Here is a 14,561-nt window from a genome sequence, read left to right on the forward strand (position 1 = left end):
TCATAAACTATAAATAAGATGAAGGGAGGAATTTATATGAACAATGTTTCTTTGATTTATAATAATTCCATATTAGACATAGACAATTTCATAGATTCTATATTACACAAGAATGATTCTATATCTAATCTTCCTATATGTGAGATTACTGAAAAACCTTTATTTTATTTTATAACTATAAAAAATTTTTATACACATAAACATAATTTCGAATTATTTTATAAAAATAAATTTTTAATCTTAAGAATAAAATCTAAAGATAATACAAAAACTATTTTCACTAGAATATTTTATTTAGATAATATTGATATTAAAGAAATATCTCATATTTATCATAATAATACTGCTAAATTAAAAATTTTAAAACTACCTAATATTTCATGATAGTAATATTTTTTATAAAGACTTTATTGTAAATAGCATATTCTTTATATATATAATTTTAGATATAAGAAATATCTACTATAAATATTTCTTATATCTAACCTTAATAACTTTAACTATTCTTTATGTATGACATCTAAATTACCGAACTTACTATATTGACCAAGCCACGCCATTTTTACAGTTCCAACTGGACCATTTCTCTGTTTAGCTATTATGCATTCACCAATGTTTTTATCTTCAGTTTCCTTATTGTAATACTCATCTCTATAGAGGAACATAACTAAGTCAGCATCCTGCTCTATAGATCCAGATTCTCTTAAGTCAGATAACATTGGTCTGTGATCCGCTCTCTGCTCTGGAGCTCTTGATAACTGAGATAGTGCTATTACTGGGCATTCCATTTCCTTTGCCAAGGCTTTTATAGATCTAGAAATCTCTGATACTTCTTGTTGTCTATTGTCTGTTCCACTTCCACCAGACATAAGTTGTAAATAGTCTATAACTATTAAATCTATTCCATATTCAAGCTTTAATCTTCTACACTTAGATCTCATTTCCATTACAGTTACACCAGCAGTATCATCAATATAAACCTTTGCCTTTGAAAGCGGCCCTGTCGCTCTGGCTATATTTTCCCAGTCGCTATCTTCTAATGCACCAGTTCTAAGCTTTAACATATCTACATTTGCTTCTGAACAAAGGAGCTTATATGCAAGCTGTTCCTTAGACATTTCCAGTGAGAATATAACAACACTCTTATGTTCCCTAAGAGCTGCATGTTCAGCAATATTAAGTGCAAATGTTGTTTTTCCCATAGAAGGTCTTGCAGCTATTAATATCATATCCCCTGATTGAAATCCTGAGGTCATTGAATCTAAGTCTGTAAAACCAGAACCAACGCCTGTGATTTCTCCCTTATTATTAAATAACTTTTCTATTTGAAGAAATCCTCTTTCTAAAACATCACTTAAAGGTTCAAAATCCTTTGATGTTCTATTCTCTGCTATATTAAAAATTTTCTTTTCAGCTATATCAACTACACTTTCAACTTTATCCTGTTTATTGTAACTTTCTTCAATAATTGTAGTTGATGCCTTAATCAATTTTCTTAAAGTAGACTTATCACTTACTATCTTTATGTACGCACTTAAATTTGCTGTTGTTGGAACAGATGCACTAAGTTCTGTTATATATGTTACTCCACCAGCTCTTTCAAGCATATTAGTGCTTTTTAGATATTCTAAGAGCGTTACTAGATCAACTGCCATATCATTTCTAAACATCTCTAATATTGCCTTATATATTGCCTTATGGCCATCCCTATAAAAGTCTTCTTCTTCTAAACTTTCCATTACTTTAGCAATAGAATTTTTATCTATAATCATAGAACCTATAACGGACTGTTCCGCTTCTATGCTTTGAGGTAAACTTCTCATTGCTGGATTCTCCACAATATTTTCCTCCTTCCTTATTTATTTTAATCTAAATAAGCTTCCCTCTAACAAAAGGAAGCCTATTTAATTTAGTTAAAAGCAATTTCCATTAATTCATTTATAGATTCAATAGCCTTTACTTCTATTCCACTATTATTTACTGGTATCTCTTTTTCATTATCTTTCGGAATTAATACTAAATTTATTCCCATTCTCTTAGCTCCATAAATCTTTTCGAATATGCCACCTACAGGCTTTATCTTACCTTGAAGTGATATTTCTCCTGTAACAGCTATATCCTGTCTTATAGGCTTCTTTAATAATGAACTTATTATACAAAGAGTAATTGCAGCCCCTGCTGAAGGTCCATCAATTTTTCCTCCGCCAATTACATTAACATGGATATCATAATCTTTAATGTCTTTATCTGTTATATTTCTTATAACAGATGCTGCATTATATACGGAATCTTTAGCCATAGATCCAGCAGTATCATTAAACCTAACAGTTCCTGCACCTTTTTTCTTTGCAGGGAATACAGCGCTTTCTATGCTTATTGTTGATCCTAAGAATCCGCTTACTCCTAATCCATATATATTTCCTATTTCTCTTTTATCTAAATCATCTAATCTTTCAAACGGAATATATCTTCCAATTGATATTACTTCATCTAAATCAGATAATTTTATCTCAATATTATTAACATTTTCTTTATTTGAATAAAGAGCATATCCGTAGGTATCTGTTAATATATTTACAGCTTTTCTACCTTCAAATGTATAGTTGCTTATCTTTTTTGCAACTCCATCTTCTAATATAACATTAAGTTTTTTTGCTGCATCTTCAACAATATTAACTATATCATCTGAAGAAAGCGGCTCAAAATATACTTCTGTACATCTTGATCTTAAAGCTGGATTAATTTCACTCGGACTTTTAGTTGTAGCTCCAATAAGAACAAAATCCGCTGGTGCACCATTATCAAATAAGTATTTTATATACTTTGGAGTCATTTCATCATCTGGATCATAATAAGAAGATGAAAATTCTACTCTCTTATCTTCTAAAACCTTTAAAAGTTTATTTTGAAGCATAGAGTCTAATTCTCCTATTTCATCTATAAAAAGTATTCCTCCATGTGCTTCTGTCACTAACCCAGTCTTAGGTTCAGGTATTCCTGTCTCTGCTAAATCTCTTTTACTACCTTGATATATTGGATCATGTACAGATCCTAAAAGTGGATTTGTTATTTCTCTTGGATCCCATCTTAATGTAGTACCATCTACTTCAACAAACTTAGATTCTTCATCAAATGGAGTAAAATCTAATTTTTTCACTTCTTCAAGAGCTATCCTTGCAGCAGTAGTTTTTCCTACACCAGGAGGTCCATATAAAATAATATGCTGTGGATACGGAGACGATAATTTAGATATTAAGGATCTTATAGCTCGTTCCTGTCCTACCACTTCATCGAATGTTTTTGGTCTTAAAAAACTCATTATATTTTTACTTGTAACTTTACTATCAAGCTTAATTAAGTTTTCTAATTTACCAAGAGTTTTCTTATTTTCTGCACCTTTTTGTTTATTAATAACTGATAGTCTTACTTCATCTATATATTTATCTTGCTTTTCCATAATAGATTGCTCTACTTGAGCTTCTATCTTATTTTGTACATATCTTTTTGCTAATTCATTAGAAACTAGCTCTACAGTTCTATCTAATACTTTCTGTAATTCATCTTCTTTTGGAACTATTTTCAAATCTTGGCCTTCTGCTAAAATAGTATTTATTGCATAAAGTCTTTCTGCCAAACTTGAGGATTGTATATACTTTTCCAACTTAAATCTTATAGTTCTAGCCCTAAAAGCACCTTTATCAAGGATATTCTTAGTTATAGCATAAATAGCATCGATTTGTGATTCTAAAGATAGATTAGACGAGATAACATCCTTTAATAAATTAGCTTCTTTTTTTGAATCCAAAATTTATTCCTCCTATTCTTGTGGAACAATAACAACCTTCATTTTAGTACTAACCTCTGGATATAGTTTAATTTCAATATCATATCCTCCAGCTAATTTTATTGTATCCATTACAATCTTCTTTTTATCAATTTCAATTTTATATTGTGTTTTTATTAATTCAGCAACATCTTTACTTGTAATAGCTCCAAATAGCTTTCCATTCTCACCAGTTTTAGCTTTTATAGTTATTTCTTTTCCTTTTAATTCACCAGCTAGCTTTTGTGCTGCTTCTATCTCTGCTAGTTTTTGCTTTCTATCATTTTCTTTTTTATTATTTAATATGTGTAAATTAGATTCTGTAGCTTCTTGTGCTAGCTTTTTAGGAAATAAAAAGTTTCTTGCATATCCATCTGATGCTTCTATAACATCACCTTTTTTACCAATCTTTTTAACATCTTGTAATAAAATAACCTTCATATTTATTCACCTATCCTTAAGTATTTTTGTATTGATTCTTCTAATTGATTTATAACTTCATTTACAGACATATTTTCAACTTTAGCTCCTGCAATGTTCATATGACCACCACCACCTAATGCTTCTAATACAATCTGAACATTTATATCACCAAGAGAACGTCCACTAATATATATATCTTCGTTCACCTTACCTATAACAAAGCTTACACATATTCCTGATATATTGAGTAATTCATCTGCTGCTTTTGCTATTATAACAGTATCAATGTTAGGAGGTGCAACAGCAATAGCTATATTATCTTTAACCTCTGCATCCTTTATTGTTTCTGCAATTAATAAGTAATCATCTAAATCATCAGTAAACATCTTTTTAATTTCAATCATATCAGCTCCCAATGATTTTAAAAATGACGCAGCCTCAAATGTTCTGACACCTGTTTTGAAGGAGAATCCCTTTGTATCCATATATATTCCTGCAAGAAGTCCTTCTGCCTCTAATCTAGTCAATTTAGGCTTTTCAACCATATACTGAATTATTTCTGTTATCATTTCTGAAGTTGATGATGCGTAAACTTCAATGTAATTTAATATATCGTGTTCAATCATATCAGGGCTTCTTCTATGATGATCTATGATCACCTTTCGATTAGCTTTCTCAACTAAAGATAAATCTAAAATATAGCTTTTATTATGAACATCTAAAATTATAACCAAAGTTCTGTCATCCATATTATTCTTTGCTTCTTCAGATGATATAAACAATTCATTATATTTCTCTTGATTAGCTAATTTATTCAAATAATATTCTATTGCGTTTATATCCCTATTTAATATTATATTACAACTTTTACCCATTTGCTTTATAATACTTGCGAGTCCAATAGAAGCACCGAAGCAATCCATGTCTGGATTCTTATGACCTATTATATATATTTTACTGCTTTCATATATTAATTCACTTAGAGCTCTAGCTATAACTCGTGTCTTAACTTTAGTTCGTTTTTCTAACTCTTTGCTATTTCCTCCAAAGAATTTTATATCATTTTTATTTTTAACAACCGCCTGATCTCCGCCTCTACCTAATGCTAATTCTTTTGCTATATTTGCATTATTATAGTTTTCTTGAGGAGACATTCCACCTTTTCCTACACCTATACTAAGAGTAATTTCAAGCTTATTACCTTTATCTATCTTAGAAATATCATCTATAATTTTAAATTTCTGTGTTATCTCATCTTCTATATATTTATCTTGAATAGATAATACATACTTATTTGTATCATATTTTTTTATCATTGCTTTTAAATTATTTGCATATGAATTTATATTTCTTTCAATTTCCGCAACTAATAAAGGCCTATTATTTTCATCAGTATTATCTAGAGCCTCTGAAAAGTTATCTACTTCAATTAACATAACACTTTCTTGGGTAGTTTCATAATCTATAAGCTTAGTAATATCATTAAATGATAACAAGTATAAGTTTTTTTCTTGCATTGTAACTTGCGTAAAATATACATCATATAGCTTATCATTAATTTCTAATCTCTGATGTAATTTATCTTCACCATTTATTATTTTTTCAAGATTTAATCCTCTAGCTATACTCAATATGTTACTATCTTTTAATTCATCCTTTGATTTAAGAGAATTAAATATATTGTTATTCCATATTATTTTTCCCGTATTATTTATTATTGCTAACGGATAAATAAATTGAAGTACATTTTCAGATAATCCATTGTCTATGCTTTTTACAAACTTCTGCAAATCATTTTCTTTCTTCCAAAAATAATTTAGCTGATAAAAATTATCCACTAAATATATAATAAAAACAATTATGCCTAACCCAAAATAATTTTTTGTAAATAATATAATTGAACTTATTATTAATAATCCAGGTTTAAGCATACGTTTAAGTATAGCATTATTATTCATAAAAAGCCTCCTAAAATATATTTAGTTTAATCTATTCTGTTATTTATATACTTTTTTAATTTACTTAGACTTTTACTTTCTTTTTCAACTTGATCTTCTGCTTTTATACCCAAATCTAGCTTTGACTTCATTATATTATCTACTTCTTTAAATGAATATCCAAGTTTTTCACCTAAAACATATAAAATGATTATAGCTCCAGATATACATTCTAATATGGCATCTTGTGCTACGTTGCTTCCTTTAGTTAAAAGCCTGAAAAATTCTCCTATGATACAGATAAGTTGTGCTTTCAACTCTTCTATTATTTTAATATTGGTCATTATATTAAAACTCTCTTTTTTCATAACCAATCTCCTCTCACCCCAAACCCTGTATTCTTATTTTAAATTTTTTTTATACTTATTGCAATATTTTATGAATATTTTTCTAATATTTCCCATATATTTATTGTTTTATGTACTAAAAAACCCCTGATTTCTCAGGGGCTGTATTATTACTCTTATTCTGTTGTGAATGGTAATAATGCTATGTTTCTAGCTCTCTTAATTGAACTAGTTAATTCTCTTTGATGCTTAGCACATGTTCCAGAAATTCTTCTTGGTAAAATCTTACCTCTTTCTGTAACATATTTTCTTAATTTATTGATATCTTTGTAATCAATAAATTCAGATTTATCTGAACAAAAAGCACAAACTTTCTTTCTTGATCTTCTCATTCTTCCGTTTGGTCTTCTGCCGTTATTTTCTTCTCTGCTCATTTTCTTACCTCCTCACCTAAAATTATTAGAAAGGCATATCTCCATCATCAACCGGTGTGATATCCTCATCAAAATTAGCACCACTAAATGGATCATTCATTGGCGCTGAATATTCATTACTTTCGCCAAAGGTATTTCCAGAAGCATTGTTTCCTTTGCCTCCTAAGAATTGTACACCACCAAATGCATCTGCAACAACTTCTGTTACATATCTTTTAGTACCGTCTTTAGCATCATATGATCTAGTCTGAATTCTACCACTTATTGCAGCTTGACTTCCCTTGCTTAAATAATTGGCAGCACTCTCAGCTTGTTTTCCCCATATAACTACAGGTATAAAATCTGCTTCTCTTTGACCAGTCTTAGTGTTATATCTATCAACTGCTAATGTTAAGGTTGTTACTGCACTTCCAGTACCTGGAGTAAATCTAAGTTCTGGATCTTTTGTTAATCTACCGATTAAAACTACTTTGTTCATTACAAAACACCACCTTATGCTTGCTCATTAACTATGATATGTCTGATAACACCATCAGTGATTCTGAATATTCTATCTAATTCTCTTGGTAATTCAGTTCCAGCAGTAAAGTTGATTAAAGTATAGTAACCTTCGCTTACTTTAGATATTTCATAAGCAAGTTTTCTCTTACCCCAGAAATCAACGTTTTCTACAGTTCCTCCACCATTTTCAATAACACCCTTAAACTTTTCGATGTTGGCTTTAACAGTTTCTTCATCGAATGATGGGTTTAATATGAATATAGTTTCGTATTTTCTCATCATTTTCACCTCCTCCCCTCGGACTAACGGCTGTACTTTGTACAGCAGGGATTACAATTAAATATTCTATCATTCAATTCAAAATATTTCAAGTATTTTCTTTAACTTTCTGCAACAGCTACTATTTTTTTTGCATCTTTTTGAAATTTTCGTCTTGGAATCATAACTATTCTTCCACATCCAACACATTTTATCTTTATATCAGCACCAATTCTTATTATTTCAAAATTATTTGTTCCACATGGATGAGTTTTTTTCATTTCAACTATATCTCCAAGATTAAAGTTTTCTACCATCTATTTATCCATCCTTTCTTCATTCTAAAAATTTGTATTGATCATATTAGTAGGAAACGGTATTTCAATATTATTCTTATCTAATGTAACTTTTATTAGCTTTCTAAGTTCTCTTTCCATATCCCACTGTCTTAATGGCTTTGCCTTTCCTAGTACCCTTATTGTAACGCCTGATGCTCCTAATGCTACGACTCCCAAAACATTTATAGGTTCCTTTATGTCTTTTTCATTTTCTTTTTTAAATTCTTCACATGTTTTTTCTATAACACTAATTGCATTATCAATATCTTCTTTATATGCTATATTTACATCAACTATAAAGCTGCTATCGCTTCTAGAGTGATTAGTCACCTCTAATATGGATCCATTAGTTATACAATGAATATCACCATTAAAATCTTTTATTATTGTAGTTCTAATACCTATACTGCTAACTATTCCACTAAAATTTCCTATTGTTATATAATCCCCAACTCCAAACTGATTTTCAAATAAAATAAAGAATCCATTTATTAAATCTTTTATTAAACTTTGAGCTCCAAGACCTAAAGCTACTCCTCCAATACTTGCAAATGTGATAGATATTCCGCCAAATATAATCGAGGCCATAGCCGTTATTCCAATAAAATAGACAGAATACTTTAATACACTTTTCATGACTTCACCTAGCGTTTTTGCACGTTGTGAATCCATTGATAATCTTCCATCACTTTTTATTTGATTATCTACAAACTTTTTTATTATATAGTTTCCTATTTTTATTGATATAAACATCAAGAAAACTAAAAATAAAATTTTTAATCCCTTATTTACGAATACCTCTAGTTCTCCTACACTTATAGATATTCTTCCAAAGTTTAATTCTGTATTATCTGATAATATGTGAACTAAATAATTTATATTCAACTATACTCTCCCTTCATTAATTGCTTTCTACATATTCTCCACTCTTTCTTAAATATATATTCTTATATTCAAATAGGTTGTCATTCTTAATTAATTTTATTTCTTCTTCATCATCTATTCTTACACAAATTCCGCAACTCATTGTTATCGTTGTTGGTGTAGGCATTATCCTAAATTTAAAATTCAATTCATTTAATTTTTTTTCTGCACTCATTGCATCATGTGTATTTTTAAAAACTACTATATAGTAATCCATTTTAACACCTCTTTTAATATTATATATAAATATTTCTCATATTTATTATAAATAATATCATTATTTATAGACAATATAAATACTAATATACTTAAATTATAGCATCCTAATTTCATATTTATATATACAACTTAGCTTTAAGGATATTAATTTTGAAATATAAACCCATGGTAATATTTAATATAAAATATCTTCTAGTTATAATGATTATTAATTTTCAAGAATACCTATTCTTATATTCTTATAAATATGTATTTCCATAAATACGTATTTATATAAATAAGTATTCTGTATAATCATCATTTGAGTGTTTTTATTATTAGTGATACAATAATCATTAATATTTTATTTTTAGAGGTGTAACATGGAAGTTTATTTAGACAACGCTGCAACTACTTTTCCTAAGCCCAAACAAGTATTAGATGGAATTTATAATTACATGTTAAACATAGGTGGTAGTGCTGGAAGAGGAAATTATAGTAATTCGCTTGAAAGTAATAGATATTTATATAATACACGAGAAATTATTTGTAATTTTTTTGGATTTGATTCACCTAGTAATGTTATTTTTACGAATAATGTAACTACTTCACTAAACATCCTAATAAAAGGAGTTCTCTCATCTGGAGATCATGTAATAACATCATCTATGGAACATAATTCTGTGATACGTCCAATTTTTTCATTTAAAGATTCCATAGGTATTGATATTGATATTGATATTGTAGACGCTGATTCTAAAGGGTTCATTAATATAAATGATATAGAGAGTAAGATAACATCTAAAACAAAACTTATAGTAATAACACAAGCATCTAATGTTACTGGCTCAATACAAAATTTATATTCAATAGGTGCATTATGTGAAAAATATAATATATTATTTTTAGTTGATTCTTCTCAAGGTGCTGGTGTTCTACAAATCAATATGAAATCTATAAAAGCTAATGCCATTGCATTCACTGGTCATAAAAGTCTCTTAGGTCCTCAAGGAATTGGTGGATTTATATTAGATGAAAAGTATAATACTGCATGTAAATCTCTATTAGAGGGTGGAACAGGAAGCTTATCTTATTCATTAAAACAACCAGATTTCTTGCCTGATAAATTTGAATGCGGTACACATAACATGCCTGGTATTGTTGGATTATATGAATCAATATCTTATATAAATTCTATTGGATTAAATAATATATATGAACATAATCATAACTTAATAAAGTATTTATTAAATGGATTACTAAATATAAGTAATGTGATTGTATACGGTGATTTGACTGGAAAAAATATAACTACATGCATATCAATTAATATGAAGTCCATGGATCCTTCAGAAGTTAGTTACTACTTAGAAACAAATGGAATAAAGACAAGAAGTGGTCTTCATTGTTCACCACTAGCACATAAAACTATTGGAACTTATCCAAACGGCACTGTAAGATTAAGTATCAGCCATTTTTCTACTAAAGAAGATTTAGATTATGTGCTTTATCATTTAAATAAATTATCTAAAACCAATATATATTTATAGTTTGAATAAAACCTCCTTTATTGGAAATAACTCTAATAAGGAGGTTTACTTATGGTTGAAAATTTTTCAGTTGATTCGTCTGAACCATTAGCATATATAAAAATATGCAATTATCTTTTTTCAGAACTACAACCTATCATTTTAGAAAACAGACCAATAATTTTCGTCTGCATCGGCACTGATAGGTCAACTGGTGATTCTTTAGGTCCATTAATAGGATATAAATTAAAATATTTATGTAAAGGTAAAATTCATATATATGGTTCTTTAGAAAATCCTATTCATGCTAAGAATTTATCTGATGTTCTAAATAAAATAAATTTAGCATTTAAAAATCCCTATATAATAGCTATAGATTCTTGCTTAGGTAAAATAAATAATATAGGAAAAATATATATTAGTAAAAGATCTCTAACCCCCGGTTTAGCATTAAATAAAGATCTTCCTCCAGTAGGTAATATGAGCATTCTTGGTATAGTTAATATATCTGGTAATTTTGAATTTCTAGTTCTCCAAAATACTAGATTATATATGGTAATGCAATTAGCTGATATTATTTCTAAAGGAATTTATCATTTTTCATTAAAATATAACAAAGTATATTCTTATGACAATTTAAAAGATATATAATTTAGTAATAATTTTATAAAAATGTTTCACGTGAAACAAAAATGGTACTTCTAAATATTTTCCATTTAGAAGTACCATTAACATTCTTATTCATTTATATCCGTTTCTTTTTTTATAGCTTCATTTAATACATATAATTCTTCTTCAGAAAGATCATATCTTGAAATTCCTTTATCAACAGGCTTAGCATAAGTAGTACTATCTTGGCGTCCATAAATTCCTGTAAGAATTATACCATCATTCTTATTATCTAATAATGCTATAGAAAAGCTCAAATCACTACCTACATTTTCAAAAGCTTTATATCTAACTATAGATACCTTTTGAATACATTGTTGAATCTTTTTGTCTAGCTTCTTACACTCTTCTAATGCATCCTCTGCTATTTTCTTATTATCTTCTATACTATCAATTTTTTCAACTAGCATTTCTTCTAGATTTTTGCTACTAGTTCCCTTCATTAATCTTCTATACTTAGATTCAAGCTTATTTATATCCTTAATTAAAACTATTACTATTATAAATAATAATAGTATTATTATCACCAACATGCTCAATATATATGGTGATAATTCATTTATTTTGCCAATTAAAGCCTCCAACTTTTGTCATTCCTTTCATAATTGTTTCACGTGAAACATCATAGATTAAGTATATCTAAGATTCTTTGTAAATCATCTTCAGAATAGTACTCTATCTCTATCTTACCTTTATTATTTTTGTTTGATAAATTTACCTTTGTGCCAAAATGTTCTTGTAATTGATTCCTTATATTTTTGTAATACGGATTTAAATCTTTTTTATTAATATTTCTTTCTTTATGTAAATTAATATTCTTTATTAATTTTTCTAATTCCCTAACTGATAACTTTTCATCAATTACTTTTTGAGCCAGCTCATATTGCAAGTCGTTTTTTTCTACTGAAAGTAATGCCCTTCCATGTCCCTCTGATATAATACCGTCGATAACGTATTGCTGAACTCTTTTATCTAAATTAATTAATCTTATTGTATTCGCAATAACAACTCTTGACTTACCTATTCTTTTACTTAACTCTTCTTGAGTTATCTTGAATTCATTTAACAATTTTTTATAAGCTAAAGCTTCTTCAATGGGATTTAAGTCTTCTCTCTGAATATTCTCTATTAAGGAAATTTCTAAGACATCCTTTTCGCTTAATTCCATTATTATTGATGGTAGTTCTTTTAACCCAGCCATCTTTGCAGCTCTCCATCTTCTTTCCCCTGCAACAATTATGTAATTTTCATCCTTATCTTTCCTTAAAATAAGAGGTTGAATTATTCCATGCGTTTTAATAGATTCAGCTAACTCAGCTATTTTTTCATAATCAAAATTTTTTCTAGGTTGATTTGAATCATACTTAATGTTATTAATTGGTATAAGTATTCTATTATCATTATCTTTATCCTGTTCCATATCCTCTGGAATAAGAGCACTTAATCCTTTTCCTAAGCCAAATTTTTTTCCCATATCAATTCCATCCTTACTGCCTATTTAAAAATTCTTTAGTTAATTCAATATATGCTTCTGCACCTTTACATTTTTCATCATATAACATAATAGGCAATCCAAAGCTTGGTGCCTCTGCTAATCTTATATTTCTCGCAATTTTAGTTTTATATACTTTGTCTTTAAAATATCCTTGAACTTCTTTAAGAACCTCATTACTTAGATTAGTTCTATAATCATACATAGTCATAACTACTCCCTCTATCTCTAAGTTCTTATTTAAAGACTTTTTAACTAATTGAACAGTATTTATAAGTTGGCTAACCCCCTCTAATGCATAGAATTCACACTGCATTGGAATTAATACTGAATCAGCACAAGTTAATGCATTAATAGTTAATACTCCTAATGAAGGTGGGCAATCAATAAAAACAAAATCATATTCTTCTTTAACTTCTTCTAATTTTCTCTTCATAATAGTTTCTCTATCAGGTATTGATGTAATTTCCACTTCTGCACCTGCTAATTCTATAGTAGACGGTAAAATTGATAAGTTTTGAACCAACTCACTCTTTATTGTACTTTCTTTAACACTCGCTTCTGATGTTAATACATCATATATAGATACATCTAAATTATATTTATCTAAACCTAAGCCGCTAGTTGTATTACCTTGAGGATCAATGTCTACAGTTAATACTTTATAACCTTCCATTGCTAAATAAGCACTTAAATTTATCGTAGTAGTAGTTTTACCTACACCACCTTTTTGATTAAAAACACAAATTATCTTCATAGTTATAGCCCAAAAAGAGCCTCCCCCCTTCCCATAATAATATTATATATTTTTTTATAATATTATAAAAGAATTAAGTTTAAAAAAACTTAATTCTTCTATCAATAAATATATTAAACTCTATAAACTTTATTATATCACTATTTTTTTATCTTTGGGATTTTAACAGTTACTTCAATAAAGTCATCTTCTTCTTTACATCCATATTCAGCTGGAATATCAAATTTATTTAATACTTGCTTAATTGTATTAACATATAATTTAGCTGGAAGTACTCCTCTTATATTTCTTTTATTATTATTTTTTAATTCTTTCCCTGCTAATTTCAATAATTCTTTATTAATAAGCTCTTCTGTTTTCTTAACATTTAATCCACTAGAAATAATTTTTTGAACTATCTTTAATTGAAGCTTTTTATCTGGTACTGTTAATAATGCTCTTGCATGTCTTTCAGTTAGATTATTAGTTAAACACAACTCTCTTACTTCTTTATTTAATTTTAATAATCTCAACTTATTTGCTATAGTAGATTGTTTTTTACCAATTCTTTTTGCAACTTCATCTTGCGTAAAATTATGTTCATTAATCAAATTATAATAAGCTTCAGCTTCTTCTATATAGTTTAAATCCTCTCTTTGCAAATTCTCTAATAAAGCAATCTCTGCTGATTCAGTATCTGTAATATCAATTATGTTACACGGAACAGTTTTTAAATTTGCCAACTTAGCTGCTCTAAGTCTTCTTTCTCCTGCAACTAATTCATATATTTCCCCTCTCATTCTTACAGTTAGAGGTTGAATTATTCCATGCTCCAGAATAGATTGCGATAATTCCTCTATAGCTTGCTCATTGAAATATTTACGTGGTTGATAAATATTAGGTATAACTTTATCTATGTCAATCTGTGTTATTTGATTATTCATACGTTCAA

General features: G+C 28.2%; 18 protein-coding genes. 3 read left to right on the top strand and 15 right to left on the bottom strand.

Annotated elements, in window-relative coordinates; all coding sequences use genetic code 11:
* Window positions 1-36: 36 nt before the first annotated feature.
* Window positions 37-384, top strand: a complete 348-nt coding sequence (locus tag CNEONATNEC86_RS21000) for a hypothetical protein (RefSeq protein WP_058293255.1) — start codon at window positions 37-39, stop codon at window positions 382-384.
* Between the two features lie 116 nt (window positions 385-500).
* Here the strand turns inward: CNEONATNEC86_RS21000 and CNEONATNEC86_RS21005 are convergent, their stop codons facing one another.
* The 11 genes from CNEONATNEC86_RS21005 to CNEONATNEC86_RS21055 all read right to left on the bottom strand — a co-directional run bounded on the left by CNEONATNEC86_RS21005 (window position 501) and on the right by CNEONATNEC86_RS21055 (window position 9,202).
* Entirely contained in the window at window positions 501-1,838 is a 1,338-nt protein-coding gene (locus CNEONATNEC86_RS21005) for a replicative DNA helicase (protein ID WP_058293254.1), read from the bottom strand.
* A gap of 71 nt (window positions 1,839-1,909) precedes the next feature.
* The gene (gene lonC, locus CNEONATNEC86_RS21010) at window positions 1,910-3,805 is read right to left on the bottom strand and encodes a Lon family ATP-dependent protease (protein WP_058293253.1); all 1,896 of its coding nucleotides are present in this window, start codon (window positions 3,803-3,805) and stop codon (window positions 1,910-1,912) included.
* 12 nt (window positions 3,806-3,817) lie between these two features.
* Complete coding sequence (gene rplI / locus CNEONATNEC86_RS21015) at window positions 3,818-4,264, bottom strand: 50S ribosomal protein L9 (protein ID WP_058293252.1); 447 nt, start codon at window positions 4,262-4,264, stop codon at window positions 3,818-3,820.
* A 2-nt stretch (window positions 4,265-4,266) separates the two neighbouring features.
* Window positions 4,267-6,204 carry a DHH family phosphoesterase gene (locus tag CNEONATNEC86_RS21020; RefSeq protein ID WP_058293251.1) on the bottom strand — a complete coding sequence of 646 codons (1,938 nt, stop codon included), beginning with the start codon at window positions 6,202-6,204 and terminating at the stop codon, window positions 4,267-4,269.
* 26 nt (window positions 6,205-6,230) lie between these two features.
* Window positions 6,231-6,551, bottom strand: coding sequence for a MazG-like family protein (locus CNEONATNEC86_RS21025; RefSeq protein WP_058293250.1), 321 nt, complete (start codon window positions 6,549-6,551; stop codon window positions 6,231-6,233).
* Between the two features lie 155 nt (window positions 6,552-6,706).
* Window positions 6,707-6,964 (bottom strand): 30S ribosomal protein S18, encoded by a 258-nt coding sequence (gene rpsR / locus CNEONATNEC86_RS21030; RefSeq protein WP_058293249.1) that lies wholly within the window; start codon window positions 6,962-6,964, stop codon window positions 6,707-6,709.
* A 25-nt stretch (window positions 6,965-6,989) separates the two neighbouring features.
* Window positions 6,990-7,442, bottom strand: a complete 453-nt coding sequence (locus tag CNEONATNEC86_RS21035; protein ID WP_058293248.1) for a single-stranded DNA-binding protein — start codon at window positions 7,440-7,442, stop codon at window positions 6,990-6,992.
* Between the two features lie 14 nt (window positions 7,443-7,456).
* Window positions 7,457-7,744 (bottom strand): 30S ribosomal protein S6, encoded by a 288-nt coding sequence (gene rpsF / locus CNEONATNEC86_RS21040; protein ID WP_058293247.1) that lies wholly within the window; start codon window positions 7,742-7,744, stop codon window positions 7,457-7,459.
* Window positions 7,745-7,845: 101 nt separating this feature from the next.
* Window positions 7,846-8,040, bottom strand: coding sequence for a DUF951 domain-containing protein (locus CNEONATNEC86_RS21045; protein ID WP_058293246.1), 195 nt, complete (start codon window positions 8,038-8,040; stop codon window positions 7,846-7,848).
* Window positions 8,041-8,064: 24 nt separating this feature from the next.
* A complete protein-coding gene (locus tag CNEONATNEC86_RS21050) occupies window positions 8,065-8,946 on the bottom strand; it encodes a mechanosensitive ion channel family protein (RefSeq protein WP_247607689.1) in 882 nt (293 codons plus the stop codon).
* 16 nt (window positions 8,947-8,962) lie between these two features.
* Window positions 8,963-9,202: a putative Se/S carrier protein gene (locus CNEONATNEC86_RS21055; RefSeq protein WP_058293245.1), complete on the bottom strand. Its 240-nt coding sequence runs from the start codon at window positions 9,200-9,202 to the stop codon at window positions 8,963-8,965.
* 364 nt (window positions 9,203-9,566) lie between these two features.
* On the opposite strand from CNEONATNEC86_RS21055, the gene CNEONATNEC86_RS21060 reads away from it, so the two are divergent.
* Window positions 9,567-10,733: an aminotransferase class V-fold PLP-dependent enzyme gene (locus tag CNEONATNEC86_RS21060; protein ID WP_159136775.1), complete on the top strand. Its 1,167-nt coding sequence runs from the start codon at window positions 9,567-9,569 to the stop codon at window positions 10,731-10,733.
* Window positions 10,734-10,784: 51 nt separating this feature from the next.
* Complete coding sequence (yyaC, locus tag CNEONATNEC86_RS21065; protein WP_058293243.1) at window positions 10,785-11,363, top strand: spore protease YyaC; 579 nt, start codon at window positions 10,785-10,787, stop codon at window positions 11,361-11,363.
* A gap of 86 nt (window positions 11,364-11,449) precedes the next feature.
* Here yyaC and CNEONATNEC86_RS21070 read toward each other — a convergent pair whose 3' ends face one another.
* The 4 genes from CNEONATNEC86_RS21070 to noc form a co-directional block, all read right to left on the bottom strand.
* Window positions 11,450-11,965: a DUF4446 family protein gene (locus CNEONATNEC86_RS21070; RefSeq protein WP_058293242.1), complete on the bottom strand. Its 516-nt coding sequence runs from the start codon at window positions 11,963-11,965 to the stop codon at window positions 11,450-11,452.
* Between the two features lie 38 nt (window positions 11,966-12,003).
* Window positions 12,004-12,855, bottom strand: a complete 852-nt coding sequence (locus CNEONATNEC86_RS21075; protein ID WP_125147927.1) for a ParB/RepB/Spo0J family partition protein — start codon at window positions 12,853-12,855, stop codon at window positions 12,004-12,006.
* A gap of 13 nt (window positions 12,856-12,868) precedes the next feature.
* A complete protein-coding gene (locus tag CNEONATNEC86_RS21080) occupies window positions 12,869-13,630 on the bottom strand; it encodes a ParA family protein (protein WP_159117179.1) in 762 nt (253 codons plus the stop codon).
* A 140-nt stretch (window positions 13,631-13,770) separates the two neighbouring features.
* Window positions 13,771-14,553 (bottom strand): nucleoid occlusion protein, encoded by a 783-nt coding sequence (gene noc, locus CNEONATNEC86_RS21085; RefSeq protein ID WP_159136776.1) that lies wholly within the window; start codon window positions 14,551-14,553, stop codon window positions 13,771-13,773.
* Window positions 14,554-14,561 lie beyond the last annotated feature (8 nt).

It is taken from the genome of Clostridium neonatale (assembly GCF_900465025.1).
GTDB lineage: Bacteria > Bacillota > Clostridia > Clostridiales > Clostridiaceae > Clostridium > Clostridium neonatale.

Excerpts from the sequence above, each read along its gene's own strand:
- CNEONATNEC86_RS21000 (WP_058293255.1), top strand. The coding sequence starts at position 37 with ATGAACAATGTTTCTTTGATTTATAATAATTCCATATTAGACATAGAC.
- rplI (WP_058293252.1), bottom strand. The coding sequence starts at position 4,264 with ATGAAGGTTATTTTATTACAAGATGTTAAAAAGATTGGTAAAAAAGGT.
- CNEONATNEC86_RS21020 (WP_058293251.1), bottom strand. The coding sequence starts at position 6,204 with ATGAATAATAATGCTATACTTAAACGTATGCTTAAACCTGGATTATTA.
- CNEONATNEC86_RS21025 (WP_058293250.1), bottom strand. The coding sequence starts at position 6,551 with ATGAAAAAAGAGAGTTTTAATATAATGACCAATATTAAAATAATAGAA.
- rpsR (WP_058293249.1), bottom strand. The coding sequence starts at position 6,964 with ATGAGCAGAGAAGAAAATAACGGCAGAAGACCAAACGGAAGAATGAGA.
- CNEONATNEC86_RS21035 (WP_058293248.1), bottom strand. The coding sequence starts at position 7,442 with ATGAACAAAGTAGTTTTAATCGGTAGATTAACAAAAGATCCAGAACTT.
- rpsF (WP_058293247.1), bottom strand. The coding sequence starts at position 7,744 with ATGAGAAAATACGAAACTATATTCATATTAAACCCATCATTCGATGAA.
- CNEONATNEC86_RS21045 (WP_058293246.1), bottom strand. The coding sequence starts at position 8,040 with ATGGTAGAAAACTTTAATCTTGGAGATATAGTTGAAATGAAAAAAACT.
- CNEONATNEC86_RS21055 (WP_058293245.1), bottom strand. The coding sequence starts at position 9,202 with ATGGATTACTATATAGTAGTTTTTAAAAATACACATGATGCAATGAGT.
- CNEONATNEC86_RS21060 (WP_159136775.1), top strand. The coding sequence starts at position 9,567 with ATGGAAGTTTATTTAGACAACGCTGCAACTACTTTTCCTAAGCCCAAA.
- yyaC (WP_058293243.1), top strand. The coding sequence starts at position 10,785 with ATGGTTGAAAATTTTTCAGTTGATTCGTCTGAACCATTAGCATATATA.
- CNEONATNEC86_RS21075 (WP_125147927.1), bottom strand. The coding sequence starts at position 12,855 with ATGGGAAAAAAATTTGGCTTAGGAAAAGGATTAAGTGCTCTTATTCCA.
- CNEONATNEC86_RS21080 (WP_159117179.1), bottom strand. The coding sequence starts at position 13,630 with ATGAAGATAATTTGTGTTTTTAATCAAAAAGGTGGTGTAGGTAAAACT.
- noc (WP_159136776.1), bottom strand. The coding sequence starts at position 14,553 with ATGAATAATCAAATAACACAGATTGACATAGATAAAGTTATACCTAAT.